A 24850-nucleotide genomic window follows, 5' to 3' on the forward strand; every position below is an offset into this window, starting at 1 on the left:
ACTAAATTTTTATTATTTTTCAAATCTCTTCCAACAACAATGGCTTTGAAAAATAATACCCTTGAGAATAGTCAACACCCAAATCTATAAGTTTTTTATAAATATTCTCATTGTCTACAAATTCAGCAATTGTTTTTTTATTTTCTTTTTTTGCAAAACTGACAATTGCTTTTACAATAGATTGCCTTGTACTATCAGTTTCAATATTTTTTATTAAGCTTCCATCTATTTTTATAATATCAGCTTTAAATTCTACAATTCTACTAAAATTTGAATAACCTTCACCAAAGTCATCAATTGCAATATTTGCATTTAACACTAACACATTATCAATAAATTCTTGTAATACTTTAGGGTATTTTATAATTTCATTTTCAAGTAGCTCAAATGTAACCATTCCTTTTGGCGGATTTACTTCTTTTAATAATTTATAAATTTTATTTTTTATGGATTCCCTTAATATATCACTTGGCGAAATATTAATCGACACAGCAATTTTTTTCTCTTTTATTGCTTTAAAACTATTCTCTATAACTTTTAAAGTAATATTAGTATACAATCCTGACTTTTTTGCTATATCTAAAAATAAAAGAGGACTTATCACTTTTGAATTTTTATCAATTATTCTAACTAATGATTCATATTTAACTATTTTTTTTGTTTTATTATCAACAATTGGTTGAAATAATGAAATCACTTTATTGTTACTTAAAGCATATTCTATTGTCTTTAATATTTCCATGTTTTTCATCACTTCAACTTTTTTCTTAACACAAAGTCTATTAGAAAAAATTAACCTCTCCTCTCCTTCCTTTATAGTTTCTATCCCAATAATTGCATTTTCATACAAATGTTCTTTACCATAAGCATAACTCACTCTAATCAATGGTAATAATTCCAACCCTTCCACAACAATTGGCCAATTAATCACATCATTAATAATTTTACTTAAGACAGGACTAAGTTTTTTTTCATCATAAGTTTCTATTAAAAACCCTATCACATCATCTTTTACTAAATAATCTTCGATATAGTTATTTTTTTTTATTTTCATCTTCTCTTTAAGTAAATTTTTTATTCTTCTTAATAATCTTCTTTTAAATTTGTTTAATACTTCATTTGTATAAAGAATTTTCAAATCTTCATAATTGTCTATTGACACTAATATTAATAAAGCACTTTTTATAACTTTTAATTTATCATTTATTAACTCTTCAGCACTAATAAAATTTGTTACATCTTTTCGTAAAGCTATAAATTCTTTTATATTTCCATCTCTATCAAATAAAGGCTTAATAACAGTGTCAACATAATAAGAATCTCCATTTTTTTTGCGATTTTTAATTAATCCTCTCCAAGTTTTTTTAGATAAAATTGTATTCCATAATTTTTTAAATACTTCAGATTTCATATCAGGATGTCTTACAATATTATGAGGTTTTCCTATAAGTTCTTCTTTACTAAAACCTGAAATTTCTTCAAACGCTTTGTTTGCATATATAATATATCCTCTTATATCTGTTTTTGAAACAATTAAATTTTCATCAACAATATCCTTATATTGTTGCAAAATATTTAACTCATCCGCAATTTTTAGTTTTTGATATAATATTTTATATAATTCTCCAAGAAATATATCTAAATCAAATGATTCTTTTAAAAATCCATCAACTCCTGCATTGATCCAATCTAGTAAATTATCTTTTTCCAAATTTTCAGATATTATAGCTATATATAAATGAGGATATTTTGTTTTGACTTCTGCTATAAAATTTAAATATTTCAAGTCTTCAAAATCACACTTAATTAACAAAACATCATAATTATTTTGACTTAAATAATCATGAGCTTTTTTTGCATTGTTTACAACATCAACTCTATTAAAAAATGATTTAAACATTTCTATATCATATTTGCATTTTTCAATATTACTTAACATAAATAATAAATTTAGCTTTTTTAACTCTAAAAAAAATTTATGTGGAGTTTTCATTTTTTTTCCTTAAATATTAAATCAATTAGCTTATTATAACAAACAAACTATTATGTATAATAACAAAATATATATTAAGATTTTATAGAACTCAAAATATAAGCTAATCTCTTAATTTATATATCAATTTAATATTAAATCAGGTCTATGAAACTTTGTTTTTAGTATTGAAGTATTTTTCTTCCACTCCCCTATTTTTTTATGGTTTCCACTTTTTAAAATTTTTGGAACTTTTCCCATTTTTGAAAATTGAGGTGCCTCAAGCAAACTATCATTAAAACTCTCTTCACTTAAAGATTCATAGTTTCCTAAAACTCCATCAATATTTCTTAAAACACTATCAGCTATCACTAAAGCACCAAGCTCTCCACCTGTTAATATAAAATCTCCTATACTTAAAACTTCATCAGCAAAATCTTCTATTAATCTCTCATCAAACCCTTCATATCTACCACATACTAAAAAAAGTACTTTTTCTTTTGAGAGACGAATAGCATCTTTTTGATTATATCTTTTTCCTACTGGAGTTAAAAAAATAGTCCGAGACAAAGGATATTTGCTTTTATAACTTTTTAGCGCTTCTCGCAATGCAATATTGTCTATAATCATACCAGCACCACCACCAACAATTTCAGTGTCTACTTTTTTATATTTATTTTTTGCAAAGGTCCTAAAATCAACAACTTCAATTTCAAAAAGTTTATTTTCTTTTGCTTTTTTTAATATGGAGTCTTCAAAGTAAGGTAATATAAGTGAAGGAAAAAGTGAGAAAAAAACTATTTTCATTTCAGTGATTCTAATATAAGAATTGCTCCATTAGCTTCTATTTTTTTATTTTCAACATCTACTTGTTTAATATGTCTTTTAAAATCTATTAAAAATCTTTTAGGAAATCCTAGTTGAATGAGCTTTTCATCAGTCTCAATTAATAAATAATCTACATCTAATCTTTCTATATCTTTAACTTTACCTAATCTTATTTCACCATTTAATTCTTCATTTTCAACTGTTAATTGACCGCTCTCTACTACATCACATCCTATTATATCAAACCAGAAATATTCATCTTTTTTTAATTTTATATTTTGCCTTGTTTCTTCAACTGTCGTATAAAGCATTCTATTTGTAAGCTTTTTTGCATCTTCTGGAGTATCAATACCCTTAAATTTAACAAGACCTTTTTTTAAATCTATTTTTTCAATAGTTAAGTCAATTTTATCAGAAGAAAAAGTTACCCCAGGCTTAAACTGCTCTGGGAAATCTGAAAGTATGTGAATTTTTTGCCATCCTTTTATACCGTGGCTTTTGCCAAGCTTTGCTACTACTATCTTATTCTTCATATGCTTTTACCGTTATTTTATAGTTTTTATCCTCTTTTGCTCGGCATCCACTTATCACCATTTTAATAGCTTTTACCATACTACCGCTTTTACCTATTATTCTACCAACATCTGCTTTTTTTGCATATATTACTATTTCATCAAAATCTTCATGAGGTACTATTTCACTTTTTATTTTATCAGGCTCAAAACTAAGAAGCTTTGCATACTCAGTTACAAAATCTACTACCATTAAGCGTTTGCCATTCTCTCTTCATAGATTTTTTTAAGTTTACTTACTCTATCGCTCATTTGAGCCCCAACTCCTAGCCAATAATTAATTCTATCCATATCAATTTTAATTTCTTTTGGGTTAGTTAATGGATTATAATATCCAATTACTTCAATCCAACCACTATCTCTTCTTTTTCTACTATCTGTTACTACAATTCTATAAAATGGTCTTTTTTTTCTACCAAATCTTGCAAGTCTAATTTTTACCACTTGTTTCTCCTTTAATTTATTTTTATTTTATTCCCACCCAAACCAACCCATGTCTTTTTAGTGTGAAATTTTAATCAATTATTTTGGAAATTTCAACCCCTGTGCCATTTTCATAAGTTCATTCATATCAGGCATCTTTTTACCTGCAAACTTTTTAGCCATTTTTGCTGCATTTTGAAATTGTTTATTTATTCTATTAACTTCTTGTACACTAAGCCCGGCACCTTTAGCTATTCTTCTTCTTCTACTTGCACTCTCTTTAATTAAATGAGGGTTTTCTCTTTCTTTCTTAGTCATAGAATTTATCATAGCTTTTATTTTTTTAATCTCTTTTGAATTTTCTAAGTCAATATCACCAAGCTGTTTTAACATTCCTCCCATTCCTGGAATCATTGAAAGTAAATTTTTCATACTTCCAAGTTTTTTCATTTGTTCTAGTTGTTTTAGAAAATCATCATAGTTAAATTGACCTTTTTTTAATTTTTTTGTAAGTTTTTTTGCTTCTTTCTCATCAATTACAGCACTTGTTTTTTCTACAAGCCCTTCAATATCTCCAGCACCCATAATTCTACTTACTATTCTATCCGGTACAAAAACTTCTAAATCCGCTATCTTCTCACCAGTACCAATAAATCTTAAAGGTTTTCCTACTTGATGAGCAATACTTAAAGCAACTCCACCTTTACTATCTCCATCATATTTAGTTAAAATAACTCCGCTAATATCAAGTTTTTCATCAAAAGTTTTTGCCGAATTCAAAGCATCTTTACCTGTAAGTGAATCAGCTACATAAAAAATTTCATCTGGATTTATTTCTTTTTTCATCTCAATGAGTTCTTGCATAAGTTCTTCATCAATAGCAAGTCTACCCGCCGTATCCACTAATACTACATCGTAATATTTCTCTTTGGCAAACTCTACCCCTCTTTTTACAACATCTACAGCTTTTGCGTTTTCATCATAGAAAATATCAAGCTCATTAGCACTAGCTAGCTGTCTTAGTTGTTCAACTGCTGCAAGTCTTTGGAGGTCTGCTGCTACCATTAAAACTTTTTTCTTTTTAAAAGTTTTTAAATAATTTGCTAACTTTGCAGTTGTTGTTGTCTTACCACTACCCTGAAGACCACTCATCATAACAACTGTAGGAGGCTTTGAAGAAAAAACAAATCCATAATTACCAGGTGCTGTTAATATATCTATTAATGCTTTTTCAAGCGCTTTTAAAAAATTTGCTTTTCCAATTCCAGCTCTTTTAGTCTCAATTTCTACTTCTTTTAATAGTTCTTTAACTACTTTAAAATGTACATCTGCTTTTAATAAATTTTTTTTAAGCTCATCAAGTGCTTTTTTTAGCGCCTTTTCATCATCTTTCATTCTAATTTTATTAATAGCGCTTTTAAATCCTTCGCTTATTCTATCAAACATATTTATCCTTTTGATGTTATGGACTAACTACTTTCTCTTTTTTCTTCTATTATCACTTTGTTCTTGCATTACAAAATCTTTTGGCTCATCACTTGTGAAATTATAATCAAAAATTCTAAATTTATGATGATGAAGCATTACTCTTTTATATGGTATCCCTCCATATTTTTCATCCCCAATGATTGGATGGTCTACTGCTTTTAAATGAGCTCTTATTTGATGAGTTTTTCCTGTATAAATTATGGCTTTAATTTTTGACTTTGTTCTAAATGCTAAAATCGGCTCAATTTCAGTAACTGCCACTTCTCCATCAGCACTAATTTTTGCAAATGCTCCAGTTTTTGTTTTTATTACTTTAATTGGCAAATCTATTTTTTCAGGTTCAGCTACTATTCCACTAACCCAAACTAGATACTCTTTGTATACATTTTGTTTTTTAAATTCCTCAATTGCTTTTTTTCTAAATTCTTCATTTTTAGTTAAAACTAAAATCCCACTTGTTTCTTTATCTAATCTATGAAGTAATTTAAACCCAAACTTCTTACTTATTTCTTCACTTGTAATATATGGTGGTTTATCTATAACTAAAATATTTTCATCTTCAAAAATTTTTTTGATTTCAGGTACTTTTTCTATTTTAAATTTTGTATTTATAGGAAGTAAACCTCTTGCAATTTTAACTTTTTTATCTTTTGCATAAACTAAACCTCTATCAATTAATTCCTTTGCAGCTCTATTTGAAATACCTTCTTGTTTTGCTAAAAGCACATACGCTTTTTCTTTTTTCAATGCTTTTCCTTTTTTTAAAATTATATCAAATTTTTTTTATAAATTTTTCTTATATTAAGAAAAGTTTAAGGTTTAAAGAGTTACAATACTTGTGATGAATGAATACTAATTCATTCATATGAGGGGAGAGAATGAAATCAAAACTAACACTAGGTGTAATGCTTATTACACTAACAACAAGTCTTTATGGGTTAAGCCCTTATGTTAAAGGGTATAAGCTTTACATTAGGTATGTAAAACATATCCCAAAATATGGGATAAAAGCGCCGCAGTTGTTAAAAAGTTTAGGTGTCAATTCTACCGAAGAACTTGAAAAGTTGATAGATAGTGGAGAAATTGTTGAAAAAGTAGAAAAGTTTAACCCAAAAGCTGCTGAAGGTATCAAAAAAATTTTAAAAAAAGATAAAAAAAGTTTCAAGTTTTTTTTAAAGTCTGTATATGAAGGAAAAATTCCTTTAGGTTGTAGTTAAGTTTTTCTTATTTTAAGAAAGTTTTAAGGAAAAAAGAATTATAATGTGGAGTTATAAATAAAAAAAAAGGAGAAAACATGAAACTAGCAAAAATTTTAGTAGCAGGAGCTGTTGTAGCAGGTCTTAGCGTATCTGTAGCAATGGCAGATTACAACAAAGGATTTAAGTATTACAATAAATATGTAAAGAAAAAATCTCACCTTAAATCAACAGACCTTGTAAAAATTTTAGGTGTAAATTCTGTGGATGAGTTAAAAGCATTATTCAAAGATAATGGAAAACCTTTAGTTGAAAAACTAAAAGCAGCAGGATATGATAAAGCAGCAAAAGGTATCGAAAAAATTATTAAGAAAAAGAAACTAAAAGACTTAGAAGACTTCCTAGTTGGAATTATGGAAGGGAAAATTCCAGCAGGTTGTTCTTAATCTCCCCTCTTTTTCTTTAAACTAAAAAAACTTAAAAAATAAAAAAAGGAGTGAAAATGAAAAAGTTTTTATTATCAACACTTGCAGTAGGAGCGCTTTTTGCCGGGAATAATGCTGATTTAGAAGCAAAAATAAAAAATCTTGAAAAACAAGTCGCAGAACTTAAAAAAATTGCTATCTCAAATCAAAATAAAGTAAACCCAATTGTAGCAAATAATCACCTATTTTGGAGTTTTGATTTAAGAACTACATTTGATTATATTTATCAAAAAACAAAAGATGGAGCTGGTTATACAACTATAACACCTAACCCTAATGGTACAGTAACATTCTCAAATTTTAACCCAAATGTACCTTCAAAAAAATATTACAACAATATATTTACAAATAGAGTAATTTTAACAGGTGTTGCAAAACCAAGTGATAACTTAAAAGCAACTTTAAAAATAGAAGCTAATAATATTTACGGTATGAATAGTGAAACTCAATACTCTCCATATAATAACATTTCATGGGTAGCTAATGAAACTCCTGATGATACAAACATTAGAGTAAAAGAAGCATTTTTTAACTATCACTTTGGTCCTGATAATGCTTTAATGTTTAGTGCAGGTAGACGTCCTGCAACAAATGGTTTTCCTGCAAATCTAAGAGAAAATGACCAAGCAGCAAGTCCATTAGCTCACTTAATTAATATGGAGTTTGACGGATTTAGTTTCAAAGTTGGCAATGAAGCATTGCCTGAAACACTGCAAGATTATGGAACTTGGATTAAATTCTGTGCTGGTAGAGGATATTCAAGTTCTAAAGGAAAATGGCCATATGATGGTTCACCTGCTTATTCAAAAGATAATTTAAAAATTACTGACTTCGCTGGCTTCATTCTAGTTCCATATGATGATGGACAATACTCTTTATCGACTGAAACAGTATGGGCATGGAATATGAAAGGATACAATTTCTTAACTAATCAAGATGCATTAAATGCTCAAAATGGACAAAATTTTAATGCTTCTATGCAAGATCTAGGAAATTATTTCGGTTTCAATGCTGTTTTAAAAGCAGATGGAATTGGTGATGAAATAAGTGACTTCCTTGATAACACAAAAGCATTTATATCTTTTGCAATGTCTAAAACAAGACCATTTAGCGGTAAACAAATGCTAGGTTCACCAAAAAATGAAACAGGTACTTCTTGGTGGATTGGCGCTGATATGCCAGGAATTGGCGATAATGATAGATGGGGTATAAATTTTGTCAAAGGAAGTAAATACTGGAGAAGTATGACTTATGGAGAAGATACATTAGTTGGAAGTATTGCAGCAGTAAGAGGTAAAGCATATGACCTATATTATCATAAAGAAATTATTCCACATTTAACAGCGGGACTTAGAGCAACTATAATTAAATATGATTATGCAGGTAGTGATGCATTCTTTGGTTTAGCAGGGGATCCAAACCAACAAGTTTATGTAGAAAAAGCAACAGATATTAGAGCTTATATTAGATATAACTTTTAATTTTTTTATAAGCCCATTTGGGCTTATTTTATAATTAGTTGTAACTTCAAAAAAGGAGAGTAAATGTCAAAAATCGTTGACTTAAAAAGAAGAAGTTTTCTAAAAGGTTCAGCAGCAACAGCAGCTGGAGTAAGTTTAGCTTCTACTTCTGCATTTGCACTAAGTCCTTATGAGGATGCAGAAAATGCAAAAGAAGAAAAACTAAATGAAATAAAAAATGCAAATTACACACCAACATTTTGTGGAATGTGTGTAAATATGTGTGGATTTATTGCAAGAGAAGTAGATGGGAAAATTAAAAAACTTGATCCAAACCCTCTATTTACAAAATCTAGAAGCTTTGCTTGTGCTAGAGGAAATGCTGGAATTGCAGCGATATATGACCCTGACAGATTAAAAGCTCCAATGATAAGAGTTGGAAAAAGGGGTGAAGGTAAATTTAAAGAAGTTAGCTGGGAAGAAGCATATGAATACATTAGAAAAAAATTAGTAAAAATTTTAGATGAAGAAAAAGATAACAGAAGTACGATTGCTTTTGGTGCGGGAGCTGGTGCAGAAGAACCTATGTTTGCTACATTTATGAATGGTATAGGAAGTAATAACTTTGTAGACCATTTTACCACTTGTTTTGCCCCTGCATTTATTGCAAATAAACTAACTTATGGAAGTTGGGGAAGTGCTGACTTTGAAAAATCAAAATATGTATTAATGCTTGGTGCAAACAGAGCTGAAGCTATTGTCACTCCTGATACACTTGATCTATTTAGAAGGGGACACAAAAGAGGGGCAAAAATTGTTTACATTGATGTAAGATATACAAATACAGCAGCTGGAGCAGATGAATTTATTCCAATTAAACCTGGAACAGATCTAGCACTAATGCTTGCTATGATAAACGAAACAATTAACAAAGGATATCATAAAACTCCATATAAAACTGAATATTTATCAAAATATGCAGATGGTTTAGCTGAACTTGAAGAATATTTTACAAATGGTGAAGGAGCTAAATATACACCTGAATGGGCTGAAAAAATTACTGAAATTCCTGCTGACACAATAAAAAGAATTACAAAAGAATTCAGCGACGCAGCTGAAGAATTTAAAGGTGCTGCTAATTGTTATAGAAGTAGAAAATCTACTTGGTATTTCCAAGATTTTGAGTTTAGAAGAGCTCAAGCAATCTTTAACGCACTTCATGGTTGTGTAAATAGACCAGGTGGTATTTTATTAAATAGAGGCCTTAAAGCAGAAAAATATGAATATGAAGATTTTCCAATTTATGATAATGCAAAACCAAGAATTGATTTAGCGATGCTTCCAAAAGATACATATCCTTTAATAAACCCTGGAAAAGGTAGCTGGCAAATCTTTAGAAATACAGTACTTGATATTAATACAAAATGGAAAAAAGGTGAAAAACTACCTGAAAATGCATATCCGGTAAGAGGTATGTTTATTTATAGAGAAAACCCTATCCAATCAGTTCCGGGTAGAGAACTGACTGAAAAAATGTTTGATACAATGGATTTAGTAGTAGTAATTGATATATTACCAAATGATACTGCAATGTATGCTGATGTAATTTTACCTGATACGGTATATCTTGAGAGAACATCTCCTCTAAAATCATTTGGAACACTTAGAGAACCTATGATTGGAGCAAGATGGGCAGCTGCTAAACCACTTTATAAAACAAAACCTCTTTATTACATTTTAAAAGAATTAAGTGAAAAAATTGAAAAAGATCTTGCTGCAATTACTTTTAAACATACTTGGGATGTAGATGAACTTGAAGTAGAACTTCCAAAAGACTTTAATATTGCAAAATATCTAACAGATGATTTTGAAATCGATGAAGAAAAATTACAAGCAGATATAAAAGACGAAAATCTTGTAGAAAAAATTCTTGAACATGCTGGAGAAGATGGTCTTGATATTGCTACATTCAAATTAAGTGCAGCTTATGAAAAAACTCCAGAAGAGTTCAATGAAGAAGTAATGAAAGAAATATATGGTGAAAAAGCAGCTCATATCTTAAAAGAATATGGAGTATATTGGCCAGGAATAGAAAAAGCAATTGAAGATGGACTTATTGATGAACATCTAAAAGTTTTCAAAAAAGATGTACCTAATAAAAATCAATTAATTTATGAACTATATAAAAAATACTCTACTCTACCAGAGGATTATTGTATAGTTCCTAAAAAAGGCAAGTTCATTAAATTATCACTTAAAAATATAGCTGGTAAAAAATTCAAAAATCCAATTACTGGCAAAACTGAAATTGTAACAAGCCTTCCAAAATGGCGTGATAGTATGTATGAGGAACCAAAAAATAAAGAAGTAAGACTTGTTATTGGAAGACACGGATACTTTACTCAAAGTTCTCATCCAAATAACTACTTACTACTTGATCTAATGAACTACAACTATATTTGGATTAATGATGAACTGGCACGCGAGCTTGGAGTTAAGTTTAAAGATGAAGTTGAATTAGTTAATAGACAAGGCGCAAAAGTTAGAGGAAAAGTATATCCAACAAAAAGAATTAGAAAAGATACAATTTTTGTAGCTACTGGACTTGGAAGTCAATCTCCTCTATTTACACTAGGATATGATAATGGAGTTTCTCAAGCACAAATAGCAGAAGACAGAGTTGATCCATTTATTGGTGCAGCAAGCATGAACGAAACTTTTGTAAAAATAAGAAAGGTGTAAGCCATGGCAAACTACGCAATAGCACTTGAATACCAAAACTGCATTGATTGTAGAGCATGTGAAGTCGCATGTAAAGATGAAAATGGTGTAATGCTTGGTGCTGATAAACAAAGAATATGGGTTGGTATAGTTGAAGGAGGAGAAACTCTTTCAGATATGTTCTTAAATTTCTATCCATCTCAATGTAACCATTGCATTGATGCACCATGTGTTACAGTTTGTCCAACAGGAGCTAGTCATTTTGCTGATGGTGGACTTGTAAAAGTTGATTATGATATGTGTATTATATGTAAAGGTTGTATGGAGGCTTGCCCATATGATGCAAGATTTATTGATGAAACTAGACACTCAGTTGATAAATGTACATTTTGTGATGGAAGAATTCAAGAATATGGAACAACTGCATGTAGTGCAACATGTCCTACTAAAGTTAGAACATTTGGTGATTTAGAAGATCCAAATTCTGATATTGTGAAATTACTTGAAAAAAGAAAGTTCTTTGTACTTAAAGAAAATGAAGGTACTCTTCCAAAACTTTTCTATTTAGTTCCTGAAGATGAAGAGTATGCTAAAAGAACAATTGGTGAAGGAATAAAAATTCATACTTGGGAAGAAATGAAAACACTTTATAAAGCGGCTACTCAGGCTAAAAAAACTGAGTGGAAAAAAGCGTAAGGAGCTACAATGAGTGCAGAGTACAAACAATGTTGTGGATTAAACATTAAAAAAGTAAGTATTGGGGAATTATTATTTAATAAAACTATGCTAATAGCATATGTATTAATTGCAATTGGAGTTGTTGGATGGATCCAACTTTATGGACTTAGATTTTTTCATTTTTTCGTAAACAACAACGATGTAATTGCAGCAGCTGGTGGAAGTAGTGAACATCTAAAGGCTGTTGCAGAAGCTCTTAAAGAACAAATTTTCAATTTACGTCACATAGAAGAAGTAAACAAAGCTGAACCTTGGGGCATTTTTGTTACTCAATATACATTTTTACTTTATGGAGGTAGTGCACTTATTTTCCTAACTGCACTAGCAGAACTAATGAGAGTAAAAATTGCTCCAAAAGTTGCTGCAGCTCTTATGACTTTTGGTATTGCTATGGCACTTGGTGGTATGATCTCAATCGCAAGTGACTGGGGTAATCCAATAAACATTTATTGGATGTTATTAAATCCTCAACCACAAAGTGGTATGTGGTTAATGTTACCGTTATATGCAGTGTATATTCCATTTACTTTTATTGAAATTTACTTTTTAATTACAAACAAAAGAGAATTAGCAAGAAAATTTGCTGGGGTTTTAGTTATACTTGGTATTGTTATTGATCTAATTGAATTTTATATCCAAGGTTTATTATTTAACCTTAACACACCAAGACATCTTTGGACTGATGTACCTATGCTTTGGATTTATTTCTTAGTAAGCGGTGCAATTACTGGAATTGCTGGAGCAATTGTATTTGCTTTTTTAGGTTTAAAAAACAAACCTTATTTTGAAGAGTTAGTTCAAACTTCAGCAAAAATGGGAACTATTTTAATTGTAATAGCAGCATTGTACGAAATAGTAAATTTTATGGTGGTAGATCCTAAATGGATAAGTTTAATTATGAAAAACAGTCCTATTAGCTGGATGTATTGGGGATGGATTATTTTAGGTATTGTTGTACCTTTTATTTTATTCATAACAAAAAAACCATCTGCAATACTTCTTGGTGCAATTAGTGCAATTATTGGTACATTTTTAATGAGACAAACTTTTATTTATGGTGGTAATATTGTACCAATGACTGATAGATTTAATAATGGTCCTGAAGCTACAGGTATTTATAATCTAGCAGAAGTTACACCTTGGGCTTATCTTCCACCTCATACTATGGAAGTATTAGTAGTTATTGGTTGTCTTGGTCTTGGTATTGCAATTTATTCTATTCTTGATAATCTACTTGACGTTAGAAACGTTAATGACCACATAGAACATTAATTTTTCTCTCCTCCCTCCCGGGACTTTCAAAGTTTCTTTACATAAATTTAATTTACAATATTTTATATCAATTGCAATATATTTATATATTAGAATTAGTATTAATTTTTAATTGGAGTAAATACCTATTCGTATATAACTTTTTCTTAATATAGTTATAAATTTAACATTAATTTAAGACATAAACACTCCTTTTATCTTCCTTAGTGCTATAATTAATTGAATGTTAAATTAAACTATTATTAAAGGTGATAAAATGTCAAAAACAAAAATTGTAGTATTAGGAGCAGGTATTTCTGGCCATACAGCAGTTTTAAATTTAAAACGTAAACTTAAAAACAAAGCCGAAATTATCGTTATTTCCCCAAACTCAAAATACCAATGGGTACCATCAAATATATGGGTAGGTACAGGATATATGAAACCAGAACAAGTCTATTTTGAGTTAGCTCCTGTATACGAAAAACTTGGAGTTATATTCAAACAATCAAAAGCTGTTAGTATTCATCCAGAAGGCGATGCTGGTCAAAATAAACCTTATGTCACTATTGAATACGTTAAAGGTACTGATGCTGGTAAAAAAGAAAAAGTTTATTACGATTTCTTAATCAATGCTACAGGACCAAAACTAAATTTTGCAGCAACACCTGGACTTGGGCCTGATACAGGAAACACAGTATCAATATGTAGCTATGACCATGCAGCTCATGCTTGGGAAGAGTTAAAAAAAATAATAGAAAAAGCTAAAAAAGGTAAAAAACAAAAAGTTGTAATTGGTTTAGGACATGGTGGTTGTACATGTCAAGGTGCAGCAGTTGAATATGCTATGAATGTCGCTTCTTTAGTATATGACCTTGATTTAATGGATTATATTGATGTTACATATATAACGAATGAAATGTTTCTTGGTGATTTAGGACTTGGCGGTGCATATGTCAAAAACAATGGATTTATAACACACACAAATAATATAATTCGTTCAATGTTTAGTGAGTATGGAATTGACTGGGTTACAAAAGCTAGTATATATAAAATAGAACCTGGAAAAATATACTATGAAACATTTGAAGGTGAAGAAAAAACATTAAATTATGATTTTGCAATGTTAATTCCTCCATTTAGTGGAGTTGGTATTACAGCTGTTGGCCCAAATGGAGAAGATTATACCGATAAACTTTTTAAGCCTAATGGATTAATGATAGTAGATGCAGATTATGAAAGTGCTAAAAAACCGTATCATGAATGGAGTAGTGAAGATTGGCCAAGGAAACTACAAAATCCAACTTATCCTAATATATTTGCAATTGGAATTGCTTTTGCTCCACCTCATCCAATATCCGAACCTCATACTACAAAATCTGGTCGTCCTTTAACTCCTGCTCCACCAAGGACAGGTATGCCAAGTGCTGTTATGGCACATGCTACAGCCCTAAACATTGCTGAATGGATACTTGATGGAAAACCATCATTTAAACATAAAGCATCAATGGCAGAAATTGCAAGTATTTGTGTAGTTTCTATTAATTATGGTTTTAGAGGAATTGCAGGAAGTATGTCTGTATATCCAACAATACCTGATTTTAAAAAATATCCAGATTTTGGAAGAGAAATCAAATATACAATTGGTGAAGTAGGAAGTGCGGGTCACTGGTTTAAATGGCTAATGCATTATCTCTTTCTTTACAAAGCAAAAGCAAAACCAGGTTGGTGGTTAATACCAGACTAATAAACTTATAAAGGAGAAACAATGGCAATAAGAAGTCCACAAATAGGATTAAAAATAAAAGAATGGGAAAAAAGAGCTTATGATGAGACTAAATTTGGAATGTACCCTACTCCATTTGAAAGATGGAAAAGGAAATGTATAATTTGGCAGTTTATACGATTTGTTATTTTATCATTAAAATTTAAAAAAACAGCCTCAATAAATGAATAAAAATTGAATTTTTAAGGTATAATAATAATGTATAACAAACAAAAAAAAGGAGATATACTATGGCAATCGAAATCACAAAAGATAATTTTGAAGATATAGTTAAAAATAATAAAGTAGTAGTAGTGGATTTTTGGGCACCTTGGTGTGGACCTTGTAGAATGATTGCACCAATTATTGAAGAGTTAGCAGAAGAGTATAAAGATAAAGATGTAGCAATAGGTAAAGTAAACACTGACGAACAACAAGAATTAGCAATGCAATTTGGAATTAGAAGCATTCCAACAGTTTTATTCTTCAAAGATGGTGAGTTAGTTGATAATATGATTGGAGCTGCTCCAAAACAATTCTATGAAGATAAAATTAACACTCTTCTTGGAGAATAATAATCTTTAGAAATAAAATTTTCTATACCTTTAGCTCCTTTTTTGGAGCATTAATGGTAGCTGCTTTTTTCTTTTACTATAATTATAAATTCTCGACTTTCAAGTTTATTGATTTTAATAAAAATACACTTTATACAAAAACAGATATTTTTGAGCCAAAAGAAAATGAATATTATTTGTTGATTTTTAGCTCAAAAATGTCTGATTTAAACACGTTACTTAAAAAAATACCTAAAGATGCTCCAATTATAGCTCTTGATATTTTCCAACAAAGAAAAAACTACAGAGGAGTAATATATACAACTGCTGGAATAAATACTATAATAAAAATTATTCAATACTTAAACATTTATGAAGTCCCTGTAGTTTTGAAAATCAAAAAATATAATAAACTTGTATATAAACAAGACAGCCCATTAGAAGTGATAAATGAAAAGTGATAAATGAAAGGAAAAAAATGAATTATGATATAGTAATAATTGGAGGTGGCCCGGCTGGACTTAGTGCTGGAATTTATTCAAGCAGACTTGGAGCAAAAACATTAATAATAGAAAAATTAACTCCCGGTGGTCAAATTACTTCAAGTAGTGAAATTGAAAATTACCCAGGAATTTGTGAAATAAAATCTGGATTTGAATTAATGGAATGTTGGCCAAAACAAGCTAAAAAATTTGGATGTGAAATAGTAAGCGAGGAAGCTAAAGAATTGAGAATTGAGAATGGAGAATTTAGAATTGTTACCTCAAATAATGAATATAAAGCAAAAGCTGTAATAGTTGCAACTGGCTCAACCCCTAAAAGAGCAGGAATTGAAGGAGAAGAAGAGTTTACGGGAAGAGGTGTTAGCTATTGCGCTGTATGTGATGGTTTTTTTTATAAAGATAAAACAGTAGCAGTAATTGGTGGAGGTGACACAGCTTTAGAAGAAGCGCTGTATCTCAGCAAAATTGCAAAAAAAGTATATTTAATTCACAGAAGAGATAAATTCAGAGCTGCTCCACTTACTCAAAAAAAAGTTTTTGAAACTAAAAATATTGAAATAATTTTTAATACAACAGTTAAAAAAGTCTTGGGAAAAGAGTTTGTAGAAGGTATAATTTTAAACTCAAATAAAAAGTTAGATGTAGATGGTATTTTTGTTTTTGTAGGAATGAAAGTAAACAATGAATTAGTAAAAGATTTAGTTAAACTTAAGAAAAATGGAGAAGTTAAAGTAGATTTGAAAATGCAAACTTCTCTTGATGGACTTTTTGCAGCAGGAGATATAAGAGAAAATAGCGTAAAACAAGTAGTAGCAGCGGCTGGAGATGGAACAGTTGCTGCAATAAATGCTATAAAATATATTGAAAAGGAATAAAAATGAAATACGGAATCGTTGGTGCAACAGGTAGAGTTGGTAAACTTCTTGTAAAAATTTTAAACGAAGAAAATGCTAAAATTGGTGCAGTAATGTTTGAAGGTCAGCAAACAATTGAATTTGATAAAGATACAGTAATAACAAATGATGCAAAAACACTGCTTGAAAATTCTGATATTGTTATAGACTTTTCAGCTCCAATTGCTACTCAAAAACTTTTAGAAGCTGCAACCCAAAATCCAAAACCACTTGTAATTGCAACAACAGGACTTAATGATCATCAAAAAAACTTAATAATAGAAGTAGCTAAATTAACTCCTGTTTTATATGCAACAAATATGAGTCTTGGAGTGGCTATTTTAAATAAACTTGTTAGTCTTGTTTCTGAGAAACTTAGAGATTTTGATATAGAAATAGTAGAACAACACCACAGATACAAAGTTGATGCACCAAGCGGCACAGCTTTAACTCTTGCAGAAAGTGCAGCAAAAGCTAGAGGGTTTGATCTTAAAGATGTAATGGTAACTGGAAGAAGTGGTCATGTAGGAGCTAGAAGTAAAGATGAAATAGGTGTTTTTGCAGTTAGAGGTGGAGATGTTGTAGGTCGACATACTGTTGGTTTCTATAATGATGGGGAGTTTTTAGAACTAAATCATACAGCAACAAGTAGAGAAACTTTCGCAAGAGGTGCTATTAAAGTTGCTAAATGGCTTATTAATCAAAAACCAGGACTTTATTCGATTAATGATGCATTAGGAATATAAAGGATAAATTATGTGTTCAGTAGTAGGAATTTATGGTAATGAAAACGCTTCTAAACTTGTTTTTTATTCACTTTTTGCTATGCAGCATCGTGGTCAAGAAGCAGCTGGTATTTCAAGTAGCGATGGTGTTAATATACACACAATTAAAGATAGAGGATTAGTTACTCAAATATTTAAAGAAGAACATTTTAATGTATTAAAAGGAAATATGGCAATTGGTCATACAAGATATTCAACTGCAGGAGACGATTCAATACTTGATGCTCAACCAGTTTTTGCAAGATATGGTCTTGGTGAAATTTCAATCGTACATAATGGAAACTTAGTTAATGCAAAAGAAATTAGAGATGAACTAATTAAAATTGGTGCAATATTCCAAACAAATATGGATACTGAAAACTTAATTCATCTTATTGCAAAAAATTATACAAAACAAACTCTTAAAGAGAGAATTATTGATGCTGTAAAAAAAATAAAAGGTGCTTTTTCACTAGTAATTCTATCTCGCAGTAAAATGTTTGCAATAAGAGACCCATTTGGATTTAGACCACTTTCACTTGGTAAGATCAAATCAGGAGGATACATTGTTGCAAGTGAAACTTGTGCATTTGAGCTAGTTGGAGCTGAGTTTGTAAGAGACATTAAACCTGGTGAAATGATTACATTTGAAAATGGTGAAATTAAAAGTGAAATGATTTTTGAACCTACTCCAAAACAATGTATTTTTGAGTACATCTATTTTGCAAGACCTGATAGTAATGTATTTGGTAAAAATGTTTACAACATTAGAAAACAAATGGGAAGAGAACTTGCAAAAGAACTTCCAGTTGAAGCTGATATGGTAATACCAGTACCAGATAGTGGAGTTGCAGCAGCCCTTGGATATGCACAAGAGAGCGGAATTCCATTTGAAATGGCAATTATGAGAAACCACTATGTAGGTAGAACTTTTATCGAACCAACTCAAGAGATTAGAGATTTAAAAGTAAAAATGAAACTAAGTCCTATTAAACATAAAATTGAGGGCAAAAGACTTGTAGTAATTGATGATAGCATAGTAAGAGGTACAACAAGTAGAAGAATAGTAAGAATGCTTAGAGTTGCAGGCGCTAAAGAAGTTCATATGAGAATAGCTTCTCCTGCTACAACTGGACCTTGTTATTATGGAGTTGATACTCCTACTCGTGAAGAGCTTATTGCTTCAAGTCATTCAGTAGAAGAAATCAGAAAGTATATTGAGGCTGATAGTTTAGCATATTTATCAATTGATGGACTGACAAGAGCTATTAAAGACAAAAAAGAGAACTACTGCTTTGCGTGTTTTGATGACAATTATCCAATCCTTTAATCTAGACTTTTTTTCTCTTTTTTGTTATAAAACACCAAAAAAGAGGTATAATGGATAGACTTTATACATTTGGAAAATATTTAAAGAAAAAATTTAAAACTAAAGTAAAAAAAGTACCTATTTCAATTCCAGGGTTTACTTGCCCAAATATCGATGGAACTGTTACTAGAGGAGGATGTATATTCTGTGAAAATGAAAGTTTTTCTCCAAACTTTACAAAGGAGAAATTTACTCTAAATCTAAGTTCTAAAGAAAATCCACTGCTCAAAAAACAATTAAAGTCACTTGAGTTTCAATTTCACAATACAATTCCTAGTTTAAAAAAATATTGTGGTGCTAAAAAATTTATTGTATATTTTCAAAGCTTTACAAATACATACGCACCTTTTGAGACTTTAAAAACTTTATATGAAAAAGCTTTAAGCTTTCAAGACGTAATTGGAATAAGTATAGGAACAAGAACTGATAGCATTACTGATGAAACTCTTGAATATTTAAAAAGTTTAAGTCAGAAATATGAAGTTTGGGTTGAATATGGAATTCAAACTTCAAATGATGAAACTCTAAAGAAAATAAACAGAGGTCACGATTTTCAAAATGTAATTGATACTATAAACAAAACAAAAACAATAGGTCTTAATGTATGTGGACATCTTATTTTTGGACTCCCAGGAGAAAATCAAAGAGATATGCTAAAAAGTGTAGAGGATAGTATAACTTTAGGAATTGATTCAGTTAAATTCCATCCATTATACGTTACAGAAAACACTCTTTTAGCAAATGAATACAAAAAAGGAAACTTTACTCCTATAAGTGAAAAAGAATATATTGATACTTTAATTAAAGCTATAAAAATGCTGCCAGAAAACATCTCAATTCAAAGAATGACAGCAGGGACTGAAAATTTGCTTGCACCTGAATGGTGCAAATATAAATCAACTCAAATGAGTGCTATTCATAAAGCTTTAAAAAAAGCTGGAATAAAATTATAAAAAGGTTAGTAGAGGTTAGTAAGGGTTAGTAGGGGTTGTATAAGTTATAGAGGTTAGTACAAGTAATAAGCTCAACACCTTTAATACCTCTAAAACCTCTAATGCCTTTAATACCCTTAATTCAATAGGAAATGGAAAATGTATAAGGAAAAATTAAACAGATTTGATATAGAGGCTTTAACTTGGGATGATTTACCAAGACGTGTAGAACTTGCTAAAAGTGTCGTTAAAAATATTTTACCTAACCTAACAGGAAGAGAAAGAGTATTAGATTTTGGATGTGGAACAGGGCTTGTTGGACTTAATATTGCTCCTTTTGTAAAAGAAGTAATTGGAATTGATACTTCAAAAGAAATGGTAAAAAAATTTAATGAAAAAGCAAAAAAACTTAATGCAAAAGCTTTTATAAAAGATATTTTTGAAGTTAATGAAAAGTTTGATGTGGTAATTTCATCTATGACAATTCATCACATAAAAGATATTAAGGCTTTATCTAAAAAACTAAAAGAGATTACAAATTTAGTTTTTATTGCAGATTTATACAAAGAAGATGGAAGCTTTCACACTCATGGCAATGAGGATGTAATGCACTTTGGTTTTAGCAAAGAAGAGTTAAAAGAGTATTTTAGTGAATGGAATATTGATTATAAAATAATACACAAAGTCAAAAAACATAAAGATTTTCCAATATTCTTAATCAAACTTACTTAACTTTCCACTTTTCACTTTCCACTTAAAACTTGCTAACCGCTTTTATAAGTAGTCAAGCCACATTGGTAAAAATTCCTTCGCTTTTTTAACAGTAGTAGAAGCTCCATGTCCTGGTAAAACTCTTTTATCATATGGAATCTGTAAAAATCTTTTAATTGATTCTTTCATCTTTTTAGGGTCAGAATATGGAAAATCAACTCTTCCTATACTTCCATCAAATATAAAATCCCCACTAAACATCTCATTACCTATTTCAACAGTAATACTCCCAGAAGTATGACCTGGAAAATGACGAATAGTTACTTCATAATCCCCTATTTTGTATTTATTATCTTCAAGTAGAAAATCTGGTTCTACTTTTGGTGGATTATAGCCAAATGGATCATTTGTCAGCATAAAAGCATCTTCTTTATGAATATAAATTGGAATATCAAAATATTCTTTAATTCTTTTATTATCCCAAATATGATCAAAGTGGCCATGAGTATTAATAATTGCAATAGGTTCTTTTACATTTTCTTTCACAAATTCAAAAGCCCCTACCCCTGGGTCAATAATTATTTTTCTATCCACGATATAACAATTTGTATAAAACTCTCCACATGGTTTTACCAATATTTCCATAAACTTTATCCTTTCGTTTTCATTTTCTTATTTGGAACTTGGAACCCGGAACTTGGCTACTTTCTTACCACTCGCCTTTTGTTATGCTGCTATAGAAATAGCTCTTTTTTCTCTTATTACATTTACTTTAATTTCGCCAGGAAAACTAACTTCATTTGAAATTCTTTTTGCAATTTCTCTTGCTATAAGAACTGCCTCATCATCACTTATTAAGTCTGCTTCAACTATTACTCTAATTTCTCTACCAGCATTCATGGCATACGCTTTTAAAACTCCTTCATAACTTGTAGCAATTTCTTCAATTTCTTGGACTCTTTTTAAAAATGCTTCAAGTACTTCTCTTCTAGCTCCAGGTCTAGCAGCAGAGAGAGCATCTGCAGCACAAACAGCTGCTGATTCAATACTAGTCGGCTCAACATATCCGTGATGAGCTTTTATAGCATTTAGTACAACTTCTGGCTCATTATATCTTTTACAAATATCATATCCAATACTTACATGATCTCCGCCAATTTCATGAGTTAAAGCTTTTCCTATATCATGAAGTAGTCCTGCTCTTTTTGCTAAAGTTTCATCTCCTCCCATCTCAGCTGCCATAATACCAGCCAAATAAGCTACTTCTAAAGAATGCCCTAAAGCATTTTGACCATAACTAGCTCTATATCTTAATCTTCCAATAAGTTTAACTATTTCTGGATGAATTCCAGCACTAGCAAGTCCTAAATCAAGTAATATTTCCTCACCCTCTTTAATAGTTCTTTCTTCAAACTCAATCTCAACTTTTTTATAAACATCTTCAATTCTTGCCGGATGAATTCTTCCATCTTCTACTAATCTTTTTATTGTCTCAACTGCTATTTGACGTCTATAAATATTAAAGCTACTAACAGTTATAATTCCTGGTGTTTCATCAATTATAATATCACATCCTGTAACCATTTCAAGAGTTTTTATATTTTTACCCTCTTTTCCTATAATTCTACCTTTCATTTCATCATCACCAATTGGCACTACATTTATTAATCTCTCTCCTGCAAACTCACCAGCATATCTTGTAGTTGCTTGGGCTATTATATAGTTTGCTTTTCTTTTAGCTTCATTTTCAGCTTCTTTTATTATTTTTCGAGTCAAGTGAGCTACCTCATCTCGAAGCCCTTCTTCTGTTTTTTTAAGAATTATCTCTCTTGCTTCATCTCTTGTAAGTCCTGCAGCATTAGATAAAACTTTTTCAATCTCCTCTAGTTTTTGATTGTATTTTTCTTTGATTCTTTTCAATGCATCTTTTTCAGCTTTTAGAATTTCAATTTCTCTTTTTAATTCTTCATCTTTTTTATAATGCTGTTTTAATATCTCTTCAATTTCTTTTTCTTTATTTGAAATTTCAGCTAACTTATTTTCATACTCTTGTTGAAGCTGCATTTTTTGCATTTCATAAGCATTTTTAGCTTCAATTTCCAGTTCTTTTGCCTTTGATTTTGCATTTTCTAGTTTAATTTCTGCTTCATGTTCAATTGCTTTAGCCTTTGCTTTTGCCTCTGCCACATAAATCTCATACTTTGCTTTATCCATTCTTCGGGCAATAATGAATGCCCCTAGAGCGGATAAAGAAGAAGCGAGAATAATTTCTATTATCATTTTTTCTCCTTATATTAAAACTTATATATTCATCCGCTTTTATATCATATTCGTCACTAAGTTTTTCATTTGAAATACAAGGACGAATTTGGACAAAAACGACTTTTGGTTTGTACTTGAGCTTGGCAAAAAATCTATCATACATACCTTTGCCAAACCCTATTCTTTTAAATTCACTATCTATTCCAACAATAGGTACGATAGCTAAATCGATTTTTTCATTTGTTTCCTGATTATTTAGAGGTTCTAAAATCGAGAATTTTTTCTTTTTTAAAGGCAAAGTATATTTTACCATTTTAAAGCTTAAATCTTGCATAAAAGGTACAAAAACACTTCTTTTTTCTCTTTTAAGTTTGTTTATAACCCATCTGATGTCAGGTTCATTTTTTAAAGGAATAAATATAAGTATTTTCTTATAATTTTTAGCTAATTTATATATTTCCCATCCTATTTTTTTTGAAAAAAAATATCTATTAAAAATTTTAATATTCAAACAAAAGTTTCTAAAATCTTTTTTCATTTTATACTTTACATTTTCCATTTTCCTAAGCCTTTTGATAAAATTTCATAAAGGAGTGATATGAAATATATTTTACCATTAATTTTACTACTTGTATTAGGATGTCAAAAAAATGAAAAAGAAATAAAAGACATAAATACAACAATAAAACAAGAAACAAAATCTTCACAGAAAACTAAGTCAGATAATATAATTATTATCAAATTAAATAATTTAACAATAACTTTTAAAGACAATTTATTAGTTTATCCTAAAAAAAGAATTTTTTTATTATTCGACAATAATTCGTCTTATTCTAAAATGCAAGAAAATGTTCTTAAAAATTTAAACGTAACCTATATAAAAACTAATAATCAATATTTAAAAAATTATTTTCAAATACAAAAATACCCTAGCATTATAATCTTAGATAAAAACAAAACAGTAAAATTTGAAAACTTTGTACCATATGAAATACTAAAAGCGGAAGGATATTGAATGTTTGGAATTTTCAAAAAGGCACTGGACAAAACAAAAGAAGCTATAAAAAATGTAGTTGGAAGTGAAAAAAAAGAAAAAATTGATAAAGAATTGCTAGAAGAAGCATTAATTGAAGCAGATATTGATTATGATTTAGTAGAAAAAATTATTTCTAAACTTCCAAAAGAAGTCACAAAAGATAAACTAAAAAAAGAACTTCTAAAAATTTTTGAAGTTCCTGAAGAAAAGACCGACATAAATGATAAACCTTATGTATTTTTAATAATTGGAGTAAATGGAGCTGGAAAAACTACTACAATAGCAAAACTTGGATATAAATTTAAAAATGAAGGTCATTCAGTAATTTTTGGAGCAGCTGATACATTTAGAGCAGCAGCAATTGAACAATTAAGCAAATGGGCAGAAATTTTAGATATTCCTATAGTAAAAACCCGCCAAGGCCATGATCCTGCAGCTGTTGCATATGATACTATCTCAAGTGCTAAAGCAAAAGGTATCGATATTGCCCTAATCGATACAGCAGGTAGGCTTCATAACAAAGTAAATTTACAAAATGAGCTTAAAAAAATAGTAAATGTAGCAAAAAAAGCTTATTCAAATGCTCCTCATAAAGTACTTTTGGTAATTGATGGTACACAAGGGACAAGTGCAATAAACCAAGCAAAAGTATTCAATGAAGTAATTGGTATTGATGGAATTATAATTACAAAGCTTGATGGGACTGCAAAAGGTGGAGCATTATTTAGCATAGTTAATGAACTAAAACTTCCTATATATTTTGTAGGAATTGGAGAAAAAAAAGAAAATTTAGCCGAGTTTAATAAAGAGGAATTTGTTGACGGAATACTAGATGGACTATATGAAGAAAATTGAGAAGGTATTAAGGAAAGGTTAGTAGAGGTTGTAGAGGTTATAATACCTTTAATACCTCTATTACCTTTATAC

27 protein-coding genes are annotated in these 24850 nt (G+C 29.7%); 17 read left to right on the top strand and 10 right to left on the bottom strand.

The genetic code is table 11. The annotated features are described in order from the left end of the window. Positions 1 to 19: 19 nt before the first annotated feature. The 7 genes from ACYQ1U_RS04835 to ACYQ1U_RS04865 form a co-directional block, all read right to left on the bottom strand. Positions 20 to 1993 (bottom strand): EAL domain-containing protein, encoded by a 1974-nt coding sequence (locus ACYQ1U_RS04835; protein WP_459884905.1) that lies wholly within the window; start codon positions 1991 to 1993, stop codon positions 20 to 22. Between the two features lie 123 nt (positions 1994 to 2116). Further along, positions 2117 to 2779, bottom strand: a complete 663-nt coding sequence (gene trmD / locus ACYQ1U_RS04840) for a tRNA (guanosine(37)-N1)-methyltransferase TrmD (protein WP_459884907.1) — start codon at positions 2777 to 2779, stop codon at positions 2117 to 2119. After that, a complete protein-coding gene (rimM, locus tag ACYQ1U_RS04845; RefSeq protein ID WP_459884909.1) occupies positions 2776 to 3333 on the bottom strand; it encodes a ribosome maturation factor RimM in 558 nt (185 codons plus the stop codon). The genes trmD and rimM overlap by 4 nt, the downstream gene beginning before the upstream one ends. Then, positions 3323 to 3565: a KH domain-containing protein gene (locus tag ACYQ1U_RS04850; RefSeq protein ID WP_459884911.1), complete on the bottom strand. Its 243-nt coding sequence runs from the start codon at positions 3563 to 3565 to the stop codon at positions 3323 to 3325. The genes rimM and ACYQ1U_RS04850 overlap by 11 nt, the downstream gene beginning before the upstream one ends. Next, positions 3565 to 3816, bottom strand: a complete 252-nt coding sequence (gene rpsP / locus ACYQ1U_RS04855; protein WP_459884913.1) for a 30S ribosomal protein S16 — start codon at positions 3814 to 3816, stop codon at positions 3565 to 3567. The genes ACYQ1U_RS04850 and rpsP overlap by 1 nt, the downstream gene beginning before the upstream one ends. Positions 3817 to 3894: 78 nt before the next feature. After that, positions 3895 to 5241, bottom strand: a complete 1347-nt coding sequence (gene ffh, locus ACYQ1U_RS04860; protein WP_459884915.1) for a signal recognition particle protein — start codon at positions 5239 to 5241, stop codon at positions 3895 to 3897. Between the two features lie 27 nt (positions 5242 to 5268). Further along, positions 5269 to 6030 carry a pseudouridine synthase family protein gene (locus ACYQ1U_RS04865; protein WP_459884917.1) on the bottom strand — a complete coding sequence of 254 codons (762 nt, stop codon included), beginning with the start codon at positions 6028 to 6030 and terminating at the stop codon, positions 5269 to 5271. A gap of 131 nt (positions 6031 to 6161) precedes the next feature. Between ACYQ1U_RS04865 and ACYQ1U_RS04870 the strand changes: the two genes are divergently transcribed. From ACYQ1U_RS04870 to ACYQ1U_RS04940, 15 genes are all read left to right on the top strand, one after another. Further along, positions 6162 to 6500, top strand: coding sequence for a hypothetical protein (locus ACYQ1U_RS04870; protein ID WP_459884919.1), 339 nt, complete (start codon positions 6162 to 6164; stop codon positions 6498 to 6500). Positions 6501 to 6577: 77 nt separating this feature from the next. After that, on the top strand, positions 6578 to 6925 hold the full coding sequence (locus tag ACYQ1U_RS04875; protein ID WP_459884921.1) for a hypothetical protein: 348 nt from the start codon (positions 6578 to 6580) through the stop codon (positions 6923 to 6925). 56 nt (positions 6926 to 6981) lie between these two features. Continuing rightward, on the top strand, positions 6982 to 8445 hold the full coding sequence (locus ACYQ1U_RS04880; RefSeq protein ID WP_459884923.1) for a DUF3373 family protein: 1464 nt from the start codon (positions 6982 to 6984) through the stop codon (positions 8443 to 8445). 63 nt (positions 8446 to 8508) lie between these two features. Further along, positions 8509 to 11166 carry a molybdopterin-dependent oxidoreductase gene (locus ACYQ1U_RS04885; protein ID WP_459884925.1) on the top strand — a complete coding sequence of 886 codons (2658 nt, stop codon included), beginning with the start codon at positions 8509 to 8511 and terminating at the stop codon, positions 11164 to 11166. Positions 11167 to 11169: 3 nt separating this feature from the next. Then, on the top strand, positions 11170 to 11841 hold the full coding sequence (locus tag ACYQ1U_RS04890) for a 4Fe-4S dicluster domain-containing protein (protein WP_459884927.1): 672 nt from the start codon (positions 11170 to 11172) through the stop codon (positions 11839 to 11841). 9 nt (positions 11842 to 11850) lie between these two features. After that, entirely contained in the window at positions 11851 to 13155 is a 1305-nt protein-coding gene (nrfD, locus tag ACYQ1U_RS04895; protein WP_459884929.1) for an NrfD/PsrC family molybdoenzyme membrane anchor subunit, read from the top strand. Positions 13156 to 13411: 256 nt separating this feature from the next. Beyond that, positions 13412 to 14881: an NAD(P)/FAD-dependent oxidoreductase gene (locus tag ACYQ1U_RS04900; RefSeq protein WP_459884931.1), complete on the top strand. Its 1470-nt coding sequence runs from the start codon at positions 13412 to 13414 to the stop codon at positions 14879 to 14881. Positions 14882 to 14902: 21 nt separating this feature from the next. Then, a complete protein-coding gene (locus ACYQ1U_RS04905; RefSeq protein ID WP_459884933.1) occupies positions 14903 to 15091 on the top strand; it encodes a hypothetical protein in 189 nt (62 codons plus the stop codon). Positions 15092 to 15150: 59 nt separating this feature from the next. Further along, positions 15151 to 15474: a thioredoxin gene (gene trxA, locus ACYQ1U_RS04910; RefSeq protein WP_459884935.1), complete on the top strand. Its 324-nt coding sequence runs from the start codon at positions 15151 to 15153 to the stop codon at positions 15472 to 15474. Between the two features lie 53 nt (positions 15475 to 15527). Further along, positions 15528 to 15914, top strand: a complete 387-nt coding sequence (locus ACYQ1U_RS04915) for a hypothetical protein (protein WP_459884936.1) — start codon at positions 15528 to 15530, stop codon at positions 15912 to 15914. Positions 15915 to 15931: 17 nt separating this feature from the next. Beyond that, complete coding sequence (gene trxB, locus ACYQ1U_RS04920) at positions 15932 to 16831, top strand: thioredoxin-disulfide reductase (protein WP_459884938.1); 900 nt, start codon at positions 15932 to 15934, stop codon at positions 16829 to 16831. A 2-nt stretch (positions 16832 to 16833) separates the two neighbouring features. Then, complete coding sequence (gene dapB, locus ACYQ1U_RS04925; RefSeq protein ID WP_459884940.1) at positions 16834 to 17595, top strand: 4-hydroxy-tetrahydrodipicolinate reductase; 762 nt, start codon at positions 16834 to 16836, stop codon at positions 17593 to 17595. 10 nt (positions 17596 to 17605) lie between these two features. Continuing rightward, positions 17606 to 18943, top strand: coding sequence for an amidophosphoribosyltransferase (purF, locus tag ACYQ1U_RS04930; protein WP_459884942.1), 1338 nt, complete (start codon positions 17606 to 17608; stop codon positions 18941 to 18943). Between the two features lie 50 nt (positions 18944 to 18993). Continuing rightward, positions 18994 to 19935: a tRNA modification radical SAM protein MnmL/YtqA gene (mnmL, locus tag ACYQ1U_RS04935; RefSeq protein WP_459884944.1), complete on the top strand. Its 942-nt coding sequence runs from the start codon at positions 18994 to 18996 to the stop codon at positions 19933 to 19935. A gap of 138 nt (positions 19936 to 20073) precedes the next feature. Continuing rightward, the gene (locus ACYQ1U_RS04940; RefSeq protein ID WP_459884946.1) at positions 20074 to 20646 is read left to right on the top strand and encodes a class I SAM-dependent DNA methyltransferase; all 573 of its coding nucleotides are present in this window, start codon (positions 20074 to 20076) and stop codon (positions 20644 to 20646) included. Between the two features lie 42 nt (positions 20647 to 20688). Here ACYQ1U_RS04940 and ACYQ1U_RS04945 read toward each other — a convergent pair whose 3' ends face one another. The 3 genes from ACYQ1U_RS04945 to ACYQ1U_RS04955 form a co-directional block, all read right to left on the bottom strand. Continuing rightward, on the bottom strand, positions 20689 to 21270 hold the full coding sequence (locus tag ACYQ1U_RS04945) for an MBL fold metallo-hydrolase (RefSeq protein ID WP_459884948.1): 582 nt from the start codon (positions 21268 to 21270) through the stop codon (positions 20689 to 20691). Between the two features lie 81 nt (positions 21271 to 21351). Then, the gene (gene rny / locus ACYQ1U_RS04950) at positions 21352 to 22905 is read right to left on the bottom strand and encodes a ribonuclease Y (RefSeq protein WP_459884950.1); all 1554 of its coding nucleotides are present in this window, start codon (positions 22903 to 22905) and stop codon (positions 21352 to 21354) included. Continuing rightward, a complete protein-coding gene (locus tag ACYQ1U_RS04955) occupies positions 22832 to 23446 on the bottom strand; it encodes a 5-formyltetrahydrofolate cyclo-ligase (RefSeq protein WP_459884952.1) in 615 nt (204 codons plus the stop codon). Before ACYQ1U_RS04955 ends, rny begins: the two co-directional genes overlap by 74 nt. A gap of 39 nt (positions 23447 to 23485) precedes the next feature. Here ACYQ1U_RS04955 and ACYQ1U_RS04960 point away from each other — a divergent pair, with 39 nt between their 5' ends. Together ACYQ1U_RS04960 and ftsY are read left to right on the top strand one after the other, a co-directional pair. Further along, positions 23486 to 23902, top strand: a complete 417-nt coding sequence (locus tag ACYQ1U_RS04960; RefSeq protein WP_459884954.1) for a hypothetical protein — start codon at positions 23486 to 23488, stop codon at positions 23900 to 23902. Then, positions 23903 to 24778, top strand: coding sequence for a signal recognition particle-docking protein FtsY (gene ftsY / locus ACYQ1U_RS04965; protein WP_459884955.1), 876 nt, complete (start codon positions 23903 to 23905; stop codon positions 24776 to 24778). Positions 24779 to 24850: the final 72 nt, after the last annotated feature.

The organism is Caminibacter profundus, from assembly GCF_054657155.1.